Source organism: Solicola agrisoli (assembly GCF_049059935.1).
In the GTDB taxonomy this organism is placed as follows: domain Bacteria; phylum Actinomycetota; class Actinomycetes; order Propionibacteriales; family Nocardioidaceae; genus JAURVT01.
On sequence record NZ_JBMGQR010000052.1, the window covers coordinates 1 to 20,738 of the forward strand.

At 68.8% G+C, this 20,738-nt stretch carries 23 protein-coding genes and 1 pseudogene; 10 read left to right on the forward strand and 14 right to left on the reverse strand.

The window, feature by feature from the left end; translation table 11 throughout:
• Together ACI6PP_RS16310 and ACI6PP_RS16315 are read left to right on the forward strand one after the other, a co-directional pair.
• Positions 1-329, forward strand: a pseudogene (locus ACI6PP_RS16310) (hypothetical protein); the annotation flags it as partial.
• Positions 330-548: 219 nt separating this feature from the next.
• On the forward strand, positions 549-1,046 hold the full coding sequence (locus tag ACI6PP_RS16315) for a GNAT family N-acetyltransferase (protein WP_421112669.1): 498 nt from the start codon (positions 549-551) through the stop codon (positions 1,044-1,046).
• A gap of 377 nt (positions 1,047-1,423) precedes the next feature.
• Here the strand turns inward: ACI6PP_RS16315 and ACI6PP_RS16320 are convergent, their stop codons facing one another.
• Positions 1,424-1,612 carry a hypothetical protein gene (locus ACI6PP_RS16320; protein ID WP_421112670.1) on the reverse strand — a complete coding sequence of 63 codons (189 nt, stop codon included), beginning with the start codon at positions 1,610-1,612 and terminating at the stop codon, positions 1,424-1,426.
• Positions 1,613-2,326: 714 nt separating this feature from the next.
• Here ACI6PP_RS16320 and ACI6PP_RS16325 point away from each other — a divergent pair.
• The 6 genes from ACI6PP_RS16325 (at position 2,327) to ACI6PP_RS16350 (ending at position 6,660) form a co-directional block, all read left to right on the forward strand.
• A complete protein-coding gene (locus ACI6PP_RS16325; RefSeq protein ID WP_421112671.1) occupies positions 2,327-3,892 on the forward strand; it encodes a cation:proton antiporter in 1,566 nt (521 codons plus the stop codon).
• A 129-nt stretch (positions 3,893-4,021) separates the two neighbouring features.
• Complete coding sequence (locus tag ACI6PP_RS16330) at positions 4,022-4,366, forward strand: hypothetical protein (protein WP_421112672.1); 345 nt, start codon at positions 4,022-4,024, stop codon at positions 4,364-4,366.
• 59 nt (positions 4,367-4,425) lie between these two features.
• Entirely contained in the window at positions 4,426-4,770 is a 345-nt protein-coding gene (locus tag ACI6PP_RS16335; protein ID WP_421112673.1) for an ATP dependent DNA ligase, read from the forward strand.
• Between the two features lies 1 nt (position 4,771).
• Positions 4,772-5,500, forward strand: a complete 729-nt coding sequence (locus ACI6PP_RS16340; RefSeq protein WP_421112674.1) for a hypothetical protein — start codon at positions 4,772-4,774, stop codon at positions 5,498-5,500.
• Positions 5,501-5,540: 40 nt separating this feature from the next.
• Positions 5,541-6,266 (forward strand): GAF and ANTAR domain-containing protein, encoded by a 726-nt coding sequence (locus ACI6PP_RS16345; protein WP_421112675.1) that lies wholly within the window; start codon positions 5,541-5,543, stop codon positions 6,264-6,266.
• Positions 6,267-6,519: 253 nt separating this feature from the next.
• Positions 6,520-6,660 (forward strand): hypothetical protein, encoded by a 141-nt coding sequence (locus tag ACI6PP_RS16350; protein ID WP_421112676.1) that lies wholly within the window; start codon positions 6,520-6,522, stop codon positions 6,658-6,660.
• Positions 6,661-6,762: 102 nt separating this feature from the next.
• Here the strand turns inward: ACI6PP_RS16350 and ACI6PP_RS16355 are convergent, their stop codons facing one another.
• Positions 6,763-7,998 carry an FAD-dependent monooxygenase gene (locus tag ACI6PP_RS16355; protein WP_421112677.1) on the reverse strand — a complete coding sequence of 412 codons (1,236 nt, stop codon included), beginning with the start codon at positions 7,996-7,998 and terminating at the stop codon, positions 6,763-6,765.
• 205 nt (positions 7,999-8,203) lie between these two features.
• Here ACI6PP_RS16355 and ACI6PP_RS16360 point away from each other — a divergent pair, with 205 nt between their 5' ends.
• Positions 8,204-8,563 carry a MarR family winged helix-turn-helix transcriptional regulator gene (locus tag ACI6PP_RS16360; protein ID WP_421112678.1) on the forward strand — a complete coding sequence of 120 codons (360 nt, stop codon included), beginning with the start codon at positions 8,204-8,206 and terminating at the stop codon, positions 8,561-8,563.
• Between the two features lie 872 nt (positions 8,564-9,435).
• Positions 9,436-9,564, forward strand: coding sequence for a hypothetical protein (locus tag ACI6PP_RS16365; protein WP_421112679.1), 129 nt, complete (start codon positions 9,436-9,438; stop codon positions 9,562-9,564).
• 280 nt (positions 9,565-9,844) lie between these two features.
• Here the strand turns inward: ACI6PP_RS16365 and ACI6PP_RS16370 are convergent, their stop codons facing one another.
• The 12 genes from ACI6PP_RS16370 to ACI6PP_RS16425 all read right to left on the reverse strand — a co-directional run bounded on the left by ACI6PP_RS16370 (position 9,845) and on the right by ACI6PP_RS16425 (position 20,639).
• Positions 9,845-10,393 (reverse strand): hypothetical protein, encoded by a 549-nt coding sequence (locus tag ACI6PP_RS16370; RefSeq protein ID WP_421112680.1) that lies wholly within the window; start codon positions 10,391-10,393, stop codon positions 9,845-9,847.
• A 365-nt stretch (positions 10,394-10,758) separates the two neighbouring features.
• Positions 10,759-11,649 carry a FliM/FliN family flagellar motor switch protein gene (locus ACI6PP_RS16375; protein ID WP_421112681.1) on the reverse strand — a complete coding sequence of 297 codons (891 nt, stop codon included), beginning with the start codon at positions 11,647-11,649 and terminating at the stop codon, positions 10,759-10,761.
• 183 nt (positions 11,650-11,832) lie between these two features.
• On the reverse strand, positions 11,833-12,432 hold the full coding sequence (locus ACI6PP_RS16380) for a hypothetical protein (protein ID WP_421112682.1): 600 nt from the start codon (positions 12,430-12,432) through the stop codon (positions 11,833-11,835).
• A 5-nt stretch (positions 12,433-12,437) separates the two neighbouring features.
• Positions 12,438-12,926, reverse strand: coding sequence for a hypothetical protein (locus ACI6PP_RS16385; protein WP_421112683.1), 489 nt, complete (start codon positions 12,924-12,926; stop codon positions 12,438-12,440).
• A 9-nt stretch (positions 12,927-12,935) separates the two neighbouring features.
• Positions 12,936-13,298: a response regulator gene (locus ACI6PP_RS16390; RefSeq protein WP_421112684.1), complete on the reverse strand. Its 363-nt coding sequence runs from the start codon at positions 13,296-13,298 to the stop codon at positions 12,936-12,938.
• Positions 13,295-13,750, reverse strand: a complete 456-nt coding sequence (locus tag ACI6PP_RS16395; RefSeq protein WP_421112685.1) for a chemotaxis protein CheX — start codon at positions 13,748-13,750, stop codon at positions 13,295-13,297. Before ACI6PP_RS16395 ends, ACI6PP_RS16390 begins: the two co-directional genes overlap by 4 nt.
• A complete protein-coding gene (locus ACI6PP_RS16400) occupies positions 13,747-14,133 on the reverse strand; it encodes a response regulator (RefSeq protein WP_421112686.1) in 387 nt (128 codons plus the stop codon). The genes ACI6PP_RS16395 and ACI6PP_RS16400 overlap by 4 nt, the downstream gene beginning before the upstream one ends.
• Entirely contained in the window at positions 14,121-14,951 is an 831-nt protein-coding gene (locus ACI6PP_RS16405; protein WP_421112687.1) for a CheR family methyltransferase, read from the reverse strand. The genes ACI6PP_RS16400 and ACI6PP_RS16405 overlap by 13 nt, the downstream gene beginning before the upstream one ends.
• The gene (locus ACI6PP_RS16410; RefSeq protein WP_421112688.1) at positions 14,948-16,036 is read right to left on the reverse strand and encodes a protein-glutamate methylesterase/protein-glutamine glutaminase; all 1,089 of its coding nucleotides are present in this window, start codon (positions 16,034-16,036) and stop codon (positions 14,948-14,950) included. Before ACI6PP_RS16410 ends, ACI6PP_RS16405 begins: the two co-directional genes overlap by 4 nt.
• Positions 16,037-16,040: 4 nt before the next feature.
• Positions 16,041-17,960 (reverse strand): GAF domain-containing protein, encoded by a 1,920-nt coding sequence (locus ACI6PP_RS16415; protein ID WP_421112689.1) that lies wholly within the window; start codon positions 17,958-17,960, stop codon positions 16,041-16,043.
• A complete protein-coding gene (locus ACI6PP_RS16420; RefSeq protein WP_421112690.1) occupies positions 17,957-18,427 on the reverse strand; it encodes a chemotaxis protein CheW in 471 nt (156 codons plus the stop codon). Before ACI6PP_RS16420 ends, ACI6PP_RS16415 begins: the two co-directional genes overlap by 4 nt.
• The gene (locus ACI6PP_RS16425) at positions 18,420-20,639 is read right to left on the reverse strand and encodes a chemotaxis protein CheW (protein WP_421112691.1); all 2,220 of its coding nucleotides are present in this window, start codon (positions 20,637-20,639) and stop codon (positions 18,420-18,422) included. Before ACI6PP_RS16425 ends, ACI6PP_RS16420 begins: the two co-directional genes overlap by 8 nt.
• Positions 20,640-20,738 lie beyond the last annotated feature (99 nt).

A 20,738-nucleotide genomic window follows, 5' to 3' on the forward strand; every position in this document is an offset into this window, starting at 1 on the left:
ACGTCGGCTCGGGCCTGTCGCTCACCGCCGGCGACACCAAGGTCGAGCTGACCAACCTCAACGTCGACCCGGGCGTCAGCCGTGTCTACGGCGACGTGTCGGTCAACGGCAAGGTCGCCGTGCAGTCGGCGTACCTGTTCACCCTCGACGGCCGCACGCTGAACCCGTTGACCACCGAGGGCGACACCGCCGTCCTCGAGGGCACCCAGGTCAAGATCTCGCCCGTCGCCGCCGAGCTGCTGAACTCGACGTTCAACACCGACGCCGTCACCGCCGACCTCCTGGTCGGCGTCGCGAAGATCACTGTCAACACCACCCCGGCCAGCTGAGGCCACACATGAGCTTGCGGGCGCATTGATTCCTTTTCTCCGCCCGTGAGGGGGTGACCGAGCACGTCGCACGCTGTGCGGCGTGCTCGGCCGTGCATCCGGCGCCGCATCTGAGGCTGGGCCGGAGCAGGTGGGGGCCGGGTTGGTGTGGTGACTGGACGGCCCCCACGCAACCCCACCCCTGTTCCCCTCCGATGTCTTCACACCTGGGAGCCGGCATTGACCGACGACCTGCGCATCAGACGCGCCGCCGAAACCGACGATGGCCAGCTCGCTGCGATCGCCTACGACACCTGGTCTTTTGAGACCGCAGTCGGGCCTTTGCCCGACGCCGCTGCTCCGTTCTTCGATGAACGCCCGGGGGTCACCGTCGCGACCACCCTCGTGGCATTCCTTCCCGAGGCCGTAGCCGGGTACGTCGCCATCTCACCAGGGCCTGACACGAGCCAGTCGTGGACGATCCACGACATCGCGGTCGCGCCCCTGCTGCAAGGACGTGGCATCGGACTGGCCCTGGTGCGCGCAGCCGTGGCCGCCGCCCACTCGGCCGGGGCCACCGAGGTGGGCGCCCAGGTGCCGGCCGGTGAGACCGCCGTGGGGCGCCTGTTGCTCCGCACGAGATTCCACACGCTGACACAGTCGACTCGGACGGGCGCCGGGACTTCCTCTGGTCGAACGGTGATGATGATGCGCTCACCGCTACATCGGTCGACCTGACGGCTGCCTGCTCCGGCTCGGCGCCGGTCGGCACTCCTGGGAGGTGACCGGTTGACCGCGGTCGGAAAGGTGCTGGTAGTCGGAGTGCCGCCGGTCGAGGGGGCCCAGGTGGGCCATGGCGTCACCGTGTGACTCAGCGCACAGTCGATCCACCTGCACTTCTCGGGGCGCTCTCAGCGTCCGGTTCGGCCCTGTGGTCGCCCCGGTGTGTCGTCCGCACTGGGCCATCGGCCGACGCCGTGCAGCCGTGTCGGCGAGGGACCTACCGCCGGGCAGGTGGTGCAGGAAGTGGCGCGCGAGCGTCTCACGCCAGTCGTCATGGGCAACGTCCCGGACCGCGACCTGCCGCAGGTCGACGTAGCCGACGGCAACCCACGTCAGGGCAACTGCCGCGTCGAGGAGACCAGCACGCGAGCGGCCACGATCGAGTGCCGCGAGCCGAGGGCGGTGAGGGCATGAACCGCATTCACCTGCACACCCATCGCGATCACCTCCGGTGTGGGGCGGGTGCCGGACAGACAGGCCTGCGCGAGATGCCGCGCACCGAGGAGACGGGCAACGGTCACCGCCCGAGGATCGTCGCGCGCTCCCAGTGCACGGAGCACCGACGACGGTGCGGCCAGGACCCATGCCCCCCACAGGGCCCGCACCAGCTCGAGGCGGCGCCCCCCACGACTCATCGCGTGACCGTCTCGGTGCCCGGCCCGAGCCTCGGACACACAGCGGCGTGAACCTGGTCAGATCGTGTCGCTGGCGGCGCCTCTGACCTGCGGGTGTGGGGCATCGACAGCCTTCCATCGGTGGGTCTGCCCACCTTGCTCCCAGTTGCGTCGTCGCGCCCGACGAGCGAGGGCCACGCCAGCCGGTCGTGGACGCAGGTGGGGTGGTGAACAGGTGGCGGTGACGTCTGGGCGTCGATGGGCCGAGGCCGTCCAGGTTGCCGAGGCACCCCTGAGGTGGTCTGCTCGTCACGAACCCGTCTGCCCCAGTCCCGGCACGGTCGGCTCGCATGTGTTGGCGGTCGTGCGATCACGGGGTCTGGAACTGATCGTGCATCGTGCTCGATCCTCCCCATGCCATGGCGAACCGCCGGCGACAACCCGGTTGGAATGGGTCGCTGGTGGGCAGACGACCCTTTCACCGGCTGCCGAGACTCACTTGGTTTCGGTGTGCGCGCGGTGAGGACGACACGAGCGAGGGGACCCGGCCTGGGACGTCCTGGCCGCTGTCGAGGGGATGAACGCCACGCCATGCGTGGCACAACCGAGGTGAGGTACTCCGTGGACAGTGTCGTCCTGATCGCTGCCTTCATGGTGGGTGTGGTGGTGCTGACCCCGTTGTCGGGTCGGGTCGGTGTGCCGCAGCCGGTGGCGCTGACCATCTTCGGTCTGTGCCTGGCCCTGCTTCCGGCCGCACCTGACCTGGAGCTGGAACCTGAGCTGATTCTTCCCGTCGTGCTGCCTCCGTTGCTGTTCGCGGCCACCCAACGCGCCACGGTGCGTGAGTTCCGTGACAACGCCGGCGCGGTGCTCTTTCTGGCGGTGGGGCTCACGCTGTTCACCATCGGCGCCGTCGCCACGGTGGCCCATGTCTACGACCTGCCCTGGTGGCCCGCTCTGGTCCTCGGCTCGATGGTCTCGCCGCCGGACCCGGTGGCGGCCACCGCGGTGGCCCGCAAGCTGCGCCTTCCGCATCGGTTGGTGACGATCCTCGAAGGCGAGGGCATGTTCAACGACGCTACGGCCCTGGTCGCGTTCAACGTGACCCTGGCCGCGGTGGTCACAGGTCAGGTCTCGGGCGTGGGGATCGGGGTCGACCTGGTGCTGGGGGTGCTCGTCGGCGTCGCAGTCGGACTGGGACTGGGGGTGGTGTCCAGGCAGTTGTTGACCGTCGTCCACGACGCCTATGCCGAGACCACTCTCACCGTGCTGGTTCCTTTCCTGGCCTACATCGGCGCCGAGCGCCTCGGGGGCTCGGGTGTGCTCGCCGTCCTCGCGCTCGGCCTATTCCTTCGGACCTTCGCCCACACGGCGACCACCTCCAGGGGATGGCTGCTGGGACGGGCTGTGTGGTCCTTCGCCGATTTCCTCGTCACGAGCCTGGTGTTCACGATCCTGGGGTACGAGCTGGTCCGAACCATTGGCCGGACCGAGGTGACCGCACGGTCGGTGGTCCTATCGGCGCTGGTGGTCGCCACTCTCGTGGTCGTCCGGGGCGGATTCGTCTTCACGAGCAGCATGCTGGCGGCCCGCCGAGCGGGCCGTCGCGATGTCGCGTGGCCCAGCGGTTGGCGCGAGTCGGCGGTCGTGTCGTGGGCAGGTATGCGCGGAGTGGTGACGGTGGCAGCCGCTCTGGCGCTGCCGGTGTCGATCGATGACGGCGCCGCCTTTCCCGGCCGCGACCAGATCGTGGTGGTCGCGCTCGTCGTCGTGCTGGTCACCCTGGTGCTCCAGGGGCTCACGCTCGCACCGCTGACGTCGAGGTTGGGGGTGACCAGGCCCGATGACGACGTCCGAGAGGTCGCCGAGCTGCGTCGCCGGGCCGCTCAGGCTGCCCTGGACCATCTGCGCGGCCCGGGGCTTGACGGCGTCCGCGTGGAGGTGGCGCAGGCTGCCACGCTGCAGTACGAGGGATACCTGTCGGCTCAACAGGCCATCGCGTACGCCCGGACGCCGACGGACGAGGGCACCGACATGCGCGAGGAGCTCGGCCAGGTCCTGCGAGGCGCGACCGGCGTCGAGCGGTCCATGGTCCTGGCCGCCCGTCGCCGCGGAACGGTGAGTCCAGCCAGCGCCGACGACGTGCTGCGCGACATCGAAGGGCGGGCCCTCCGCGACTTCGGCTGACCCGTCGAGTGGCTCACGCGTGCCGAGTCGGGGGGGTAGTGGTCCGTCGGCGGCTTGGTGCACTACATTCTGTGATTCTTGGTTGTCCTGGTCCCGACGACTCCCTTCCTCCTTCTCGAGGTGAGTCCGATGGCGGTCCCCCATTCCATGTCGACGCCCCCGAATGGCGACGCATCACTGCGGCGTGCACCGGCAGCAGAGCCGGTCGCGATGGTCGCGGTCGATTTCGATCCCGACGGTCTGACCATCGCGCCCTGTCGGCCCTGCCTGCAGGTCTGGTGGGCCGAGCTGGTTCTGGTGGGCCGGCGGGTGCAGCTGCGTGAGTGGCACCGCTCGAGCTGCCCCGACTGGGGCGATGTCGTGTCCTATCCCACTCCGACCTCGGCTGGGCTGACCGCCCGGCACCCGGTGGTCAGGGGCAGTGGCATCCGTGGCCTGCACACCGCGCACGCCGACCCCGGTGGTGACACGTGAGCCGAGGTGGTCATGTCGAAGTCGAGAGTTTCGCTGTCGGTGGCTGGGTTGAGTCGCCGATGTCGCAGATCTCGGGCCGGCTGCTGCTGCTCGGCGATGTCGACGGCATGTCGCTGCTCTACGTCGGCCACGTGCGCCTCGACACGGTACGAGACGCCGCGTCGACCCTGTGGGCCGGGATGGACGACCTGCAAGCCACCGAGTGCCCGTTCGCCGTGCGCCCTCCCACGGCATCGGCTCGGTGGTGCGACCCGGGTGTGGTGGTGGGTGTCCGGTTCGACGGACGTAATGCTGTCGGTCGGTTACGCGCGCCGTCCCTGTGCCGCGACGCGCCAACCGCGCCGGCCCGCCGAGTCGACCAGCTGCCGGGGGCGCGCGGCGACCTTGCACCCCAGGGGGCATGACGTGGCCGCCGACGCCGAGGACGTCGAGCACCGCGTGCGCCGCTTGATCTCCGCGGGGACGGTGGCGCACCACAGCGACGACGGGCTGCTTCGCCTGTGCGATCTGTGTGACGTGGCTGTTGCTGATCTGGACCTGGCCGCCGCCACGGTCAGCATGATGACCGACCTGGGTCCCACGGTGGTCGCCAACAGCTCGAGCATGCTGGGGATGGCGCTGGCCGACCTGGAGGTCGCCTGCGGGGAAGGCCCGTCGTTCGACGCCACCCGGGACCGCCGACCCGTGCTGGCCAGTGACCTGCCGTTCGAGGGGCGGCGCCGGTGGACCGAGTTCGCGGTCGGGGCCGTGCGCCTGGGGTGCTCGGCGACGTGGACGTTCCCGCTCGGTGTGGGCGCCGCCCGGCTCGGTGTCCTGTTGATGTCCTTCGCCGCCGTGCAGACGATGTCGCCCGAACGCGCCCGTGTGGCGCTGATGTTCGCCGAGATCGCCACCGAGATCGTGCTGGACATCGAGGGCGATCGCGACGACGTCGTCCGCGACGCCGACGTCGCGCGCATGATCGACCTGCGCGCCGAGGTGTACCCGGCCCAAGGAATGGTCATGGTCGACCTCGGCACCTCCGCGACCGACGCGTTGGTGCGCATGAGAGCCCACGCGTTTGTCCATGACCTCGACCTGACGGTGCTGGCCACCCGGATCGTCGACAGGACGGTGCGCCTTGAACCCCGTTGAGCACACCGACCCACCCCGACACCGTCGCGAGGAGAACCCCATGATCGACACCACAGAGCTGGGCGCGATCTTCGTCCACGCCGCCGACACCCTGGTCAAGGACTTCGACGTCGTCGAGTTTCTGCACGGCCTCACCGAAGCAGCCGGACGCGTCGGCGGCGCCGACGCCGTCGGACTCATGCTCGCCGACCACCGCAGCCAGCTGCAGTACGTCGCCTCGTCGAACCACGACGGCCACGTCCTGGAGGTTCTTCAAGTCGGTCTCGAGGAGGGACCCTGCCGCGACGCGTACGCGTCCGGCGCTCCGGTGGTCAACACCGACCTGACGTCGGCGCAGACCCGCTGGCCGCGGTTCGCCGAGCAAGCCGCTGCCGGCGGCTACACGTCCGTGCACGCCTTCCCGCTGCGCCTGCGCGCCGAAGCCGTCGGAGCCATGGGCCTGTTCAGCACCGACGCGTCAGCGTTCACCCCCGACGAGGCGGCGACCGTCCAGGCGCTCGCCGATGTCGCCACCATCAGCATCCTGCAGGACCGCGCGCTCACCCGCGCCGAGGCCCTGACCGAGCAGCTCCAGGGTGCATTGAACAGCCGCATTGTCATTGAACAGGCCAAGGGTGCGATCGCGATGGTTGCCGGCTGCAGCGTCGCCGAGGCGTTCACGATGCTGCGCGATCGCTCTCGCCGTCACGGCCTCAAGCTCACCGACGTCGCACAGACCGCCATCGACGACCCCCGAGAAACCGCGTCGTGGTGGCGCAGCCGATGAGGCGCGTGGCCAGCCGTCGACGGACGCCGGGACGTCGCCCACCGTCCGACGTGCAGGACCGTCGTTCGGTCGCCAACCGTCTGATCGGGCCCTCCACGACGTCGCGGTTCGAAGACGCGTCGTCTCGGCCCCAGTGGACGTGGTCGAGCTCGGAGGGAATGCCACACCGAACCCCGACCAGCAGCGGCTCGACCACGCTGTCGACCTGGCCCCTCGTCTCGAGCCCGTGCACCGGCCCCTGCTTGGATGAGGCATGACCGAACACCGTCCGCCCGAGAGCTGGGGCGACCTGCAGGCCCGTCTGGAACGGGAGTGGCAGCAGGCCCTGGCCCAGCTCGCCGATGCGCGGGCTCGCGGCGATTTCGCCGGCTGGAAGCCCAGCTTCGATCGCTGATCGGCCCGTGGGGCCCCGACGCCCCGCCTGGGGTCGATGCTTCGCGCGGCGCTCGGAGGGTCATGGTCGTCGTCCAGATGGCACCCTCAAAGACGTCTGTGGTCAGGACAGGGAGCGGGCCGCTCGGTCGGACTCGTCTGCGTCGAGCAGGCCGTAGCGGGGCAGCTCGATGGTGTTGACCGGCGGCGAGGGGTTGAGTCCGGCGAGTCGGCAGACCATCTGGCCAGGGCGGCTGCCCATGGTGCGGAGCATCGCCCGCAGCGCGGTGGCTTGGCGTGGTCCGCGGGGGTGCATGTTGTAGGGGTCGAACTTCTGGGCATGGTCGGTCATGGGTCGCAGGGTTCGTTCGTAGCGGGTGAAGGCTCCGGTGATGTCGTCGGGGGAGGCGGCCAGCTCGTCGGCCAGGACGTATGCGCCGGTAAGGGCACTGGTGGTGCCGGTGCCAAAAGGTCCGGCGTTCCACGCGGCATCTCCGAGCAGGACGACCCGTCCGCGGTGCCAGGTCGACAGCCGCACCTGGGCGATCTCGTCGACGTACGGTGTGGCGTCGCGCAGCGCATCGAGGATGCGGGGCGTCTGCCACCCGAGGTCGCCGAAGGTGGCGCGGAGCACGTCGGTGATGGCGTCCGGGTCGAGGCGGCCGAGCCCCCGGGTGTTGGTGCGTAGGCTGAGCATGGCGCGGGTGGTGCCGACGTTGTCGGGACGCAGGTGCACCAGTCGCCCGTCGCCGCCGACGTGCAAACGCCACTGGCGGTCGTCGTCGGCGTGGCGGGGGATGGTGAAGTACGTCCACACGATGCCGAGCTCGTCGACGTCGGTGTCGGCGTCGGGCATGACCAACGAGCGGGTTCGCGACCGATACCCTTCGGCGATCACGACCGCGTCGAACCGCCGCGCGGGGCCGCGGACGAACGTCACGTCGACGCCGTCGCCGTCGTCGTGCAGGGCCTCGATCTGGTCGCCAAAGACGTAGTCGGCGGTGTTCGAGGAGTGGTCGTGCAGGAGTCTCGCGAGCTGTCCGCGCAGGATCTCCAGGTCTGCTGTGGCGCTGTTCAGGTCGCCGGCGTCGGACGGGAACGAGGCATAGACCCGGCCGCGCTCATCGACGAACGACATGCCGGTCTCGCTGGTGTGGTGATCGCGTGCGGCCGCCAGCAGACCCATCTTCTCGATGACCTGGCGGGCTGTTCCTCGGACGTCGACGTTCTGCCCGTCGTCGCGCAGGGAGTCGAACCGCTCGACGACGGTCACGTCCCACCCCGCCCGGTCGAGCCACCACGCGGCTGCCGGACCGGCCACGCTAGCCCCGGAGATCAGAACACTGGGTCGATCGGTCATCGATTGCCCCTTCCCCGTATGATTAGATCCATCGATAGTAAGACAACTAATCACTTATGCAGATGGGACGCCGGTGGTGAGAGCAGATGACCCCGACAGCCGGGCCGCGCAGGCGGCACGGCTCGAGGAACGGGTCAAGAACCTGGACGCGACGACCGTCGCCGTCCGGACCTTCATCGGTGCTTCTCAGGACCTGGTCGGCCACATGGCCCGCCGCATGGGCACCAATGTCAGCGACATGACGGCGGTGCTGTTCCTGGCCACTCGCGGATCGGCGGGTGCCGCCGAGCTCGCCGACCACCTCGGCATGACCCGGGCCTCGATCACGGTGCTGGTCGACCGCCTCGAACGCGACGGAATGGTCGTTCGCGAGCGCAGCACCGTCGATCGTCGCCGGGTGTCCATCTCCACCACACCGGCCGCCCGGATCGCGGCCCTCACCGCGTGGATGCCGGCCATCGACCAGCTGGACGACGTCTGTCGATCGTTCGGCGTGGACGAGCGGAATCTGGCCCTCACGCTCCTCGCGCGGCTGACCGACGCGATGCGAACCGTGCACCAGTGACCGGACCGGGAACGGTCAGATGGGCAGTAAGCGTGGGAACCGCTCAGTCGCTCGTCAAGTCACCGACCAACGAGGCACAAATTTGCGACCTGAGCGGCCAGTTGATCGGGACACTTCGTTGCCTAGGGTGTGGTGTTGCTGGGGTGCGCGACGCTGGTGATCTGCCTGCGCGTCGTCGTTAGTTGCCTGCAGCCCGCGCGTGTCGCACATGGGCGTCGAAGCGACGGGCAACCGCCGATCTGCCATCTCGCGAGCACGCGGTGAAGCGTGTCTGCCTCTGCGGTGCCATGGTCGTGGGGGGCATGTCCTCGTGGCCGGCTCGCCGGTGTCGTCGGGCACCCGCCTCGACGGGTCCTGGCGCGGGCTTCAAGTATGTCTCCTGCCCGCAGACGCTCAGCTGTTCGCGTCGACACGTAGTGCCGGGCGCAGACAGATACAGTGCGCGACCGTCAACGTTCACCCCATCTCAAAGCGGTGGTCCAGCGTGGCCCGGGCCACGAGCTGCATACGGTTCATCAAGACCGGCGAACACTCAGGCGAGTAGCTCATTTCGGTGTTGGTGTAGCCCCATGCCGGACGGGTCGCTCGGGACGCGCGCCAGTAGTTCCCCAGTGGTCATGCGGCGCGTGAGGTCCCTCGCAGTGGTGCTGTCGCCGCACCGTCCCGGCATTGCGCCCCGACGATGTGCGCCACGGTTGCAGGATGCCGCTGTGAAGACCAGAATGGGTTGCCATCTCGGTGGGTGGGGGTGAGTGTGCGTGTCTGGAGTCTGCCGTGGCGACCGCCGGAGCGTGCTCATCGCCCTTTTCCAAGGTCGGTGTCGCGCGGCTGGATATGAGGCTCCCACGTTCTGGGTGGAATGGCTTCTCGACTTGGAGATCAAGAAGTTTGCCTCCGACCACGCTCAGACTGTCGAGCAGGTCATCGACTGTATGCCCGCCGAGATCGCGACGGAATTGGCCGATGAAGTGATGCAGGTGGCCCGCGAGAGCGGCGCATGACCTCAGCCTCCGGTTGATCTCGACCCCATCCCCGGCGCAATCGCGACGCGTTGGTGCGTCGGTGAAATTGGGGGTCGTCACGGTCGTAGGCGCAACCAGGCGGCGCGCAGGCGCGAACCCGTTCGACCGCCGACGGCGCTGGATGGTATGCGGGAGCTTGGGCCGGGTGGAGGCGTCACTGCTATCGGCTCGGCGCTCGAGGCGTCTGAGAATGCACAAGAGGCAACAACCCGCCCATCGGTGCGCGTCGCTGCCTTCCCATGCTGCCGGTGAGCGAAGCTCACTGTGTGCTGCCACCGCCCGCTGCGCCCAGGACCCGACGGGCCGCATCGACGAGAGTGATGGCGTGGTAGAACGCCAGCTGCTCGAGCGCCGCTGCGGCTTGGGCATCGGTGATCTGGTGTCTTTGCCTCAGCGCATCGTGGGCACGCTGGAGCAGCTGGGCCTGCTGGGCGCGGACGTGTGCGCGGTGGTAGCTGTGGGTGGCTGGACGCGTGCTTGAGGCGCGTCCTTGCTGGGCATCACCTCGTGTCTGGTCGGCGAGCGTCCGGTCGCAACCTCCACTGCCGGGGGCACAGACGATGCGGTCGCGGCCATCCTCATCGAGGACGGTCAGAATGGCCGGAAGCCGCCAGACGGGGTCTTGCGTCTCGCCTCGACCGCACAGCTCGCACGCGGGCGTGCTCAGACCGTGGCCGCGCACCAACGCGACTCGGGCCGGTCGTTGACTGACGTGCGGCAGGGTGAGAAATCCGCAGGTGCACCTCGCCCTGACCTGCTTGCCGTCGACGACGTAGCCGTCCAGGAAATGCACGCGCTGGTGCTTCATCCGCACCCCTCGGTGCGTCGCGCGCGTGGTCGTGACCCGTCGGCGTGGTTCCCGGGACGGTCGAGGGGGTGCTCGGCGGCCGTCGCCGAACCCCGCCCTGTTCTGCCACGGTGTGGAAGCGTGGCGAGGACAACTGTGTGAGACATGCGAAACGCACTCCTCGAGCGAGGGTGCATCCCGGGGTCTGGGGGAGGCGTGGGTTTGACGAGCGACCCGGGCCTGCTGAAGCGTTTAGCGTGTGCCCGAGACGACATATCGTGCACGAAGTGCGCGCCACGTGCCGGTGCTGTGCGTAGGTTTGTCGGCTATCCCTGGACGCGTTCTCGTTGCGTTCAAGCGTCTCGATACGGGACACTGCACGCCGGTCAGCTCGGCGGTGTCGCGAAACCGTCGTGGGACTTCACCACGAGACAGGCGAGCTTCCCGTCTCGGGTGCCGGGGGAGCCGTGGGCCAACAGGACGTCGCCGCCGAAGACGTCCAGTGGCGCGTCGGCGGGATGATCGAGGCCGATGACGTCGCCGAGCTGCAGACCGAGAAGTTGCTCTGGTGACACGGTGGTGGGCCGAGATCGCACCCCGACCCTTAGTGGAACGTCCTGGATGCTGTCGGCGAGCTGGCGGGCGGCCTGATTGCGTGCTGCGCGCTCTCGATCGGACAGGTCACTGTCGCGGCCCTGCGCCGCCAGGTGCGGCAGCAGCGAGGTGAAGGGCAGAGCGAGGGTCGAGCTCATCTCTCGGCCGCCCTGCCGCACGATGAACGTGACGACGACGAGCACCGTCGTCGTGGGCACGAAATGGGCGAGCCGAGGACGGTAGGACACGTTGGTCATCGCCGGGTGGGTCGTCACGAGTGGGTCCAGGGAGGAGTGAAGTTCCCAGACGAGGCTGCTCAGGAGTCCGGACACGACCGCGGACTCGATCTCGGACAGCGCACGGTCGGGTTGGATGCCGCCGCCGTGACCGCCGAGCAGCAGGTCCACCCACGACATCAGTGCCTCGACCGGCACCTGCCAGATCGCTGGCAGTGCGAGTGGCTCCAAGGAGATCTGCGCGAGGTGGGTCTGCTCGTCGAGGGCGTTGACGTACTCGGCGTAGGTCCGCTGAGCCAGTGACGTCATCTCTACGTGGGTGATCACGCGAAGCGATGACGTGAGCACGGTCGCGGCCTGGCGGGCGAAGGACTCCATGCAGCCCTCGATCTCGCGGGACTGCTCGCGTGAGATCTGCACCGGGCGGGTGAAGTCATAGACCGTCATGTCGGGTGCGTCATCGTGCGTGCGTACCGTCGGCCGTGGAGCCGGGGCTCCGGGCGGTGGCATGTCTGGGAGATCGGCCGGATCCGGGCGATCTTGAGGAAAAGGAGAGGATTGGCCGAAGGCACAGCGCAGTCGATGCGATCGGTGTCGGCGGCGAACCGCGGCACCTGGACCGAGGTGAGGTCAGAACTGCCTGTCGCGTTGGTGTGCGTCCGCCCTGACCCAGACGCCGACCACCAGGGGGTCGTCGACGGCACCGAGACGGCGAGCGTAGATCGCCGAAGGGAGCGCGGCGTGATCACCGGTGCCGGTCGGCTGCAGGTCGAGGTGGCACTCGCGAACTGCGTCATCGGCTTGGGCCATCAAGTCGATGAGCTGGGCTCGACCGGGTCCTGCGAGTTGATCGATGACCGCATCGACCGTCGCCTCAGTGGGGTGGCTGGTGGTCGCATCGACGCTCCAGTCCGGCCGAGTTGCCCACCGCCACCGCCCCGACCAGGGCCGCGTGAGGAACAAGTCCGCCGAGACCGGCCGGGCCGGGCTCGACGGAGCGACGACGTCGTGAAGCCGCCGGGCCCACAGATGTTGATACGCCCACCGCTGGGCGTCTACTGCTTGTGCCAGTTCTGTGCGGATGGTGGCGATCGCCTGCGTGGCCATTGGTCGCTGCGCGAAGGGGACCGCGAGGTGCTCGGCGCAGAGAGCGGCGTCGTGCGCGGCTCGCAGGGGATCGTGGGACAGGGTCGGGGTCTGCACCGCCCGGGGTGTGTCGCGGTAGTCCATCGCCCTCACAGGGCGACGATCGTGATGCGGCCACTGCCGTAGCCTGCGATGTCGAGCTGGTGATCGGCGCGCCTGCCGCCGACGCTCGTGAGCGCCTGCCGAGCGGCCGGCACCAGATCGACCGGGGAGTCGTAGACCTTCGCCAGTCGCAGGTGGGGGGCCTCGCCGATGTTGAACGTCGATGCCAGCACGTTGAAGACCTCGGCGACGATCTCGTCCAGGAGCGGGCTGAGGAAGCCGTCCTCGATGCTGGCGCTGGCGCCACCTGCTGGGACCAGCCCCAGCGCCGCGGCCGCGTAGGCGCAGAAGGCCAGATCACCGGCGACTGCCGCGGCGGGCAGGTTGACGTCGTCGATGTACAGCGCGACGCGGGCGCCGGCGTCGATTCCAGGGACGACTCCGGTGCCGTCGGAGAGTCCGACGTCGCGTCCGAGCAGCCCCTCGCACAGGCTCTTGATCTCGTGCGGGGCTGGGATGTGGATAGAGGCGATCATCGGTTCTCCTCAGGCCGCGACCGTGTCGAGGTGCTCACGGAAGGTGTCGGCGGTGAACGGTTTGGCGATGAGGAACAGAGCGCCGGCCGTGGCGGCCTCCTCGCGCATGGTGTCTGAGCCTTCGGAGGTGACGAAACCGAAGGCGGTCTGGTTGCCGGCGGCCCGGAGGTCGCGCAGCAGCTCGATGCCGTTCATCTCGGGCATGTTCCAGTCCGACAGGACCAGGTCGGGTCGTTCGGCGGCGATGACCTGCAGGGCGTGGCGGCCGTTCTCGGCCTCGACGGTGTCGGCGTGGTCGTACCCGGCTTGCCGCAGGGTGCGCAGGACGATCTGGCGCATCACGCGGCTGTCGTCGACGATGAGGATCTTCATGGCTGTTCTCCGGTGGGGTTGATGGTGACGATGAGGTCGTGGCCGCGCCAGTGGTGGATGGTGCTTAGCAGGCTGGAGGGCGTCGCCGTGGGGGGGACGGCCTCGGTGAGGGGCAGTCCGAGGGCGAGGTCGGAGTCAGCCAGGGACTTGGTGTTCCCGGCCACGATGTTCGCGAGCTCACCGACGGCGTCACGCACGTCTGACTCCGAGGTCACGTCGGGATCCAGGTCGAACATGGCCTGGGCGAGCAGACGTGCACCGTCGAGCGAGAGCCGGACCTCGACGACGCACGACTGCGCCCCGAGGATCGTCACGCGGCCTCGGATGGTCTGGACCACGCCGGTCGGGTTCGGCGCGTCGCGTTCGGGGAGCTCGTCGAGGGTGAACACGAGGTCGGAGACGATGCTGTCGAGATCGTCGACGGTCGGAACGAGGAGTTCGGAGGTGGTCACGAGTGGGCCTCCTGGGGCAGGAGCCCGAGCAGGTCGAGCTTGCCGACGACGGCATCAGTGGTGAACGGTTTCATCAGGTACTCGTTGGCTCCTGCGGCCAAGGCCCTGACCACCTGGGTGTGCTCGCTCTCGGTGGTGACCATCATGATGGTGATGTTTCGCCAGGCGGCTTCGGTGCGGACTTCGCGGATCAGGGTCAGCCCGTCCATCACCGGCATGTTCCAGTCGACGAGCATCAGGTCCGGTGGCACCACGGTCGCACGAAGAACGTCCAGTGCCTCTTGGCCGTGGCCAGCCTCGTCCCAGGTGTAGCCCAGCGGTTCGAGCGTGCGTCGCAGGATCGCGCGCATCGCGCGGGAGTCGTCGACGATCAGCGCGTGCATGTGAGCTCCTCGGTCTTGCGGTAGACGACGGTGGATTCGGTGATCTCGGTGTCGAAGCCGTCGGTCACACCGATGACGGACTCGGCTGATCCGAGCAGGAGGTGTCCGCCGGGCCGAAGCACCTGGTGGACCTTGTGCAGGATCTGGCGCTTGGTGGGGATGTCGAAGTAGATGAGCACGTTGCGCATCAGCACGATGTCGAAGGTTCCGAGCGTGGGCCACGGCTCGATGAGGTTGTGGGTGCGCCACGTCGATCGTGCGCGCAGCTCGTCCCTGACGCGGTACCCGCGACCGTCTCGATCCATGTATCGCACGAGCATCGGTGCGGGTAGTCCGCGGTTGACCTCCAGCTGGCTGAACCGCCCCGCCTCGGCCTTGTCGACGACGTCTTGCGACAGGTCGGTCCCCAGGAGCTCCACCCGGTGTCCCTTGAGCTCGGGGAAGCGCGAGTCCAGCAGCATGGCCAGGCTGTACAGCTCCTGGCCGGTCGAGCATGCTGCGCTCCAGATGCGCAGACCGTTCGACGTCTGCAGCGCACGGGGGATCACGGTGGCCGCCAGCGCCTCGAAGGGGCGGGTGTCCCTGAACCACGACGTCTCGTTCGTCGTCATCGCCTCCACGACGCGATCAATGGTCGCGCTCTCCCCACGCCGCACCCGACGCACGATGTCCTGGACGTCGGGGGCGTGGATCTGGCGGGCGAGGGTGTCCATGCGTGAGCTGACGAGATAGGACTTGTCAGGCCCCAGCACAATGCCGCTGCGTGCGGTGACGGTGCTGCTGAGATACGCGACGTCGTCGTCGGTGAGCACGCTCATGACGGGGCTCCAACGGTGGTCAGTGAGCCGACGCGCATGAGGATCTCGTCGGCGATGGTGGACAACGGGCGGACGGTGCAGGCGGTGCCGGCGGACACCACCGAGCCGGGCATGCCCCAGACCACCGAGGTGGCCTCGTCCTGGACGATTACTTGTCCGCCACGGTCGGCGACGTGCTGGCATCCCAGGGCTCCGTCGGCACCCATGCCCGTCAACACGACGGCCAGCACGTGCCCGCCCCACGCGTCGACGGCGTGACGCATGGTGTGGTCGACCGCCGGCCGGCAGGAGTTCTCCGCCGGTTCGAGGTTGGTCCTGACCACGACTCGCCCGCCCGTGGTGTGCAGCCCGAGGTGATGACCGCCGGGGGCCACGAGCACGGTGCCCGGCTCGACCTCGTCACCGTCGGCGGCTTCGCGGACCGTCAGGGCCGAGTCGCGGTTCAGGCGCTCGGCGAGCGAGCGGGTGAACACCGGCGGCATGTGCTGGACCACCAGGACCGGGACCGGGAAGGACGCCGGGAGGCGCGGGACGACCTCGGCCAGTGCCGAAGGGCCTCCGGTGGAGGTGCCGATCACCAGGGCCTTCGGCGGTTCGACCGGCTGGGCCGGCGCGATGGCAGTCGAGCGTGTCGCCGGGGTCTGTACCGACGGCGCTGCGGCCGCAGCCACGGCCCCCCACTGGCGTACCAACGACACGAGGGTCTGGCGCACCTGCTCGAAAGCCGCCTTGCGGTCTTGGGCCGCCGACGGCTTGAGCGCGAAGTCGTCGGCGCCCGCGTCCAGCGCGTCGAGAGTCACGGCTGCGCCGTGGTCGGTCAGGGTGCTGAACATGATGACGCGCGCGCTGTTGCCCGCCGCCCGCAGCTCTCGCACGGTCTCCAGGCCGTCCATCACCGGCATCTCGACGTCGAGGGTGATCACGTCAGGACGCAGCGCGTGCGCCAGAACCAGGGCCTGTCGCCCGTCGGCTGCGCTGCCGACGACCTCGATGTCGTCGTTCTGCTCGAGGATGGTGGTGACTAGGTGCCTGACCACCGCTGTGTCGTCAACCACCAGCACACGGGTCACGGTCGGGTTGCTCACGTGATCACACCAGCGACTGCAGCTCGGCGGCGAGCTTGGCGAGCTCGCCGGCGGCCACGCGGGTGTCGTTGGCGCCGGTCGAGGTGCCGCTGGCCGCCTCCACGACGATGCCCACACCGTCGACGATCTCGGTGCTGCGGGTGGCCGCCTGGGTGACCGACCGGGAGATCTCGTTCGTGGTGGCGGTCTGCTCCTCGACCGCTGCGGCGATCGTCCCCTGGATCTCGCTGATGCGGTCGATGACGTCCGAGATCGCACCGATGGCGTCGACCGCTCCTCGGGTGTCGTTCTGGATGGCCTCGATCTTGGCGCTGATGTCCTCGGTGGCTCTGGCCGTCTCCTTGGCCAGCTCCTTGACCTCGTTGGCCACGACCGCGAAGCCCTTGCCAGCCTCACCGGCTCGGGCAGCCTCGATGGTCGCGTTCAAGGCCAGCAGGTTCGTCTGCTGGGCGATCGAGGTGATCACCTTGATGACCTGGCCGATCTCGGCCGAGGAGTTGCCGAGGTTGGTGACGGTGGCCGAGGCGTCACGAGCCGTGACGACTGCCGAGCTGGCGACGCCGGCGGCGTCGGAGGCGTTCTTGGCGATCTCGCTGATGCTGGCTGTCATCTCCTCGGCCGCGGCGGCGACGGTCTGGATGTTGGCGCTCACCTGGTCAGCGGCCGACGACGTCGACTGCGCCTGCTGCAACGTCCGCTCGGCGTTGCCGCTCATCTGCTCGGACACCGCGGTCAGCTCCTCGCTCGCAGCGGCGAGGGTGGACGACGTCGCCGACATCCGCTCCACCCGGTCCAGGCGCTCCATGCGCTGGCTCACCAGCCGTCCCACCCCGCGCAGAGCGTCCAGGCGGGCGGGGGAGAGGTCGAGGACCTCTGTGGCGAAGAAGTCCATCGTCCCCACCACCTCGCCGGAGACCTGGATCGGGAAGCAGACCCCTGACTTGACTCCGGCGCCACGGGCCGCCGGGACACGGACGCAGTCGGTGAGCTCGGCGATGTCGGGGGTGAAGATCAGGTCGCGGTTGCGCCAAGCCCGCCCCGAGAGGCCGACGCCCTCGGCGAAGCTGGCGGACTGCGTCACGCGCCGGAACTCCTCGCCCGCGGTGCCGGACTCGACGGCGAAGTGCAGCGCCTGATCGCGGTGGTCGATGGCCCAGTACGACCCGTAGGCCCAGCCGAAGGCGCTGCGAACAGCGTCGAGGGCCGCCTGTGCGGCGTCCTCGATCGTGTTGACCGGCTCGAGCGCCGACAGCACGGTGCTGACCGCCTGCGCGTCGGCGGCGACCTCGCCGCTGGTCTCGGCTGCGTGCAGGGCTGAGAGGGTCTGGCTCAGGAGCCGGCCGACCGTGCGCAGCGCGTTCAATCGGTTCTGCGACGGGGTGAGAGTCTCGGTGGCGAAGAAGTCCATGGTGCCGATGACCTGGTCGCCGTGGGCGGGGTCGATCAGCGGCATGCAGACGCCCGAACGCACGCCGGCGCGCGTCGCGGCCGGGGCTCGCACGCAGTCGGTCACCTCGCCGAGATCGGGGGCGAAGACGAGGTCGCCGGTCGCCCACGCGCGGCCGGACAGGCCGACTCCCTTGGCGAACGACGCACTCTCGGTCACGCGACGGAAGTCGTCGGTGACATCGCCAGAGTCGTTGGCGAACCGTAGCGTCCCGGTGGTCTCGTCCATGCGCCAGAACGAGCCGTAGGCCCATCCGAACGAGCTGCGGATCGACTCGATGGCAGCAAGCGTGGCGTCGCGCGGAGTCGTTGCGCGCATCAGCGACTCCACGACGGCCGCGATGGCCTCGGCGTCGGCGATGGCCTCGTCGCGCTCGCGTCGCGTGGCCTGCTGAGCCCCACGTCCGCCCGACGACCCGTTGGTGGAGGAGGTGGCGCCGTTGGTGGGGCTGAGGATGGTGGTGTCGGTGATGGTCATGCGGAGGCTCCTTCGAGCTCGTGGGAGGCAGGGGGCAGAGCGGCGTCGTCGGTGACGGCGTCGGGGTCCAGCACGAGCAGGAGCCGGCCGGGGAGGGGACAGGTGTTCTGCAGCAGCCGGCGGACCTCGGTGCGCACGGTGGGTGGGACCGGGGCGCTGGTGCCGTCGGCGATCTCGATGACGTCGCCGATGGCGTCGACGAGCAGGCTGATGGCCTCGCCGCGTGAGCGGATGACGACGTTGAGGAGCTCGGCATCGTGGGGACGGTCCGGCAGGCCGAGCATCTGGGCGAGGTCGATCGCCGTGACGATCTGGCCTCGCAGGTTGATCAGACCGCGCACCACCGGTGGCGCGAGGGGCACGGTGGTCAAGGCCTGCGGACGGACTACTTCCTGGACGTGGGTGACGTCGATGCCGAGGAACAGGTCCCCGACCCAGAACGTGCACAGTTGTCGGTTCTCAGACACTGAGGGCCCCCTGGGGATAGATGTGGGCTGCCACGGACGGCACCGACACGATCTGAGTGAGGCTGCCGTGCAGCACCAACGTGCCGTCGATCCATCGGCGTCGACCCAAGGGGCTCACGGTGTCGGTGGTGCTCGCGACGTCGATGACGTGGTCGACCACGAGGCCGACGGTGGCACCGTCGGCCTCGCACACCACCACGGTGAGGATGGCCCCGTGAGGTGGGCCGACGGACAGGCTGTGCGGCAGGTCGACGATCGGCAGCAGCCCACCTCGGTACTGCACGGCCCGGATGTCTCCTGCCTGCTCGATGGCGCTAGCCTCGATCTCCTCGAGCCGCGAGACACTGGGCAGATCGACCGCAGCAGTCACACCTCCACCGAGGGACACGACCAGGAGGTCACGGCTGGGAGGGAGGTCGTCGTCGTCCCCGTCGACGGTCGTGGCGGCGCGACTCGAGGTGGTCGGGCCGCTGACGCGGTGAGCAAGACCGCGCACGTCGAGGATGAGGGCCAAGCTGCCATCACCCATCACCGAGGCGCCGGCATAGCAGTCGAGGTGCGCAAGGAGCGTGGAGAGGGGCTTGACCACGATCTCCTGGGTGTCGAGCACCTGCTCGACGACCAGTCCGAACTGGAACCCGTCGTTGTGCAGCACCACCAGGTTCAGCTCTGCTGTCGCCCCGAGGGTGGATGTGCCCCCCATCTGCTCGGCGAGGTCGATCACCGGCAGCAGCTGGCCGCGCAGGCGGTAGACCGGTGCGCCCGCGACCTGTTCCAGCTGTTGGCGCTCGGTGTCGAGCCGGACCAGCTCGACCAGGTTGGCTTGGGGGATGGCGTAGGTCAGGGAACCGTTCTCCACCAGGAGCGCTGGGATGATGGCCAGGGTCAACGGGATCTTCACCCGGACCGTCGTGCCGTGCCCCGGCTGGCTCAGCAGGTCGACGGTGCCACCGATGCGCTCGATGTTGGTGCGTACGACGTCCATGCCGACGCCTCGGCCGCTGACCATCGTGACCGACGAGGCGGTCGAGAATCCCGGTCGGAAGATGAGTTCTTGGGTCTCGTGCACGTTCAGTCGTGCGAGTTCTTCGGCCGTCACGACGCCTCGCTCGACGGCGATCTGGCCCACCCGAGCGGGGTTGATCCCGGCGCCGTCGTCGCTGATCTCCAGCACCACGTGCCCGCCCTCCTGGAGGGCGCGCAGGGCCAGGGTGCCCTGCGCGGGCTTGCCTGCGGCGACACGGACGTCCGGTGGCTCGATTCCGTGGTCGACGGCGTTGCGCACCAGGTGGGTGAGAGGGTCCTTGATGGCCTCGAGGACGGTCCGGTCGAGCTCGGTCTCGTTTCCGCTCATCGTCAAGGTGACCTCGCGGCCGCACTGCACTCCGAGGTCGCGAACGACGCGAGGCAGCTTCTGCCAGAGCTGGTCGACCGACTGCATGCGCGTGCGCATCACCCCTTCCTGCAGCTCGGAGGCGACGAGGTTCAGCCGCTGGGCCGAGCGCTGGACGTCGCTGTCGGGTGCGTCGCCGGCCCACCGGACGATCTGGTTGCGAGCGATCACGAGCTCGCCCACCAGATCCATCAGGGAGTCCAACAGGTCCACGTCCACGCGCACGGTGCTGTCGGCGACCGACGTCCGCGCTTCGACCGGCGCAGCGGCGGTGGGCACCGGGGAGGCCGGCACCTCGATAACGTCGAGCGGCTCGGTCACGCTCGTGGTGGGGGTGTCGGACTGGACCAGCGGGTCGACGTCCGTCGAGCTCGGAGCTGGAGGGTCGACGTGCGGTGGCGGCATCGTGCCTGTGCCGGTTTCCGGGGCACCGTCGCCGTCACGAATGGCTTCGAGCGCCTGCACGGTCGCAGCGACGTCGACGTCACCTTCGTCGCCGGTGCTTTCGATGGCTGCCAACAGAAGACGGACGGTGTCGACCATGGCCAGCAGTGCACTCGCCGTGGACTGGGTCATGTCACGCTTGGCGTCCCGCAGCTCGGACAGCAGGTGCTCGCCGACGTGCGTCACCGACTCGAGGCGACCGAAGGCAAGAAATCCGCTGGTGCCCTTGATCGTGTGGATGGTGCGAAAGATGCTCGACAACAGCTCACGTGAGCCTGGGTCCTGCTCGAGCGACACGAGGTCGCGATCGAGCTGGTCGAGGTTCTCGTAGCTCTCCACGAGAAACTCCGCGACGATCTCGTCGACGTCATCCATGAGTCTGCCTTTGCCTAGTCATCCGTGACTGCACAAGTCCTGATCGGGTGTGTTGATCGAACCTTGAGGAAATCCGTAGTCGGGGTTGAGGTTGTTTGC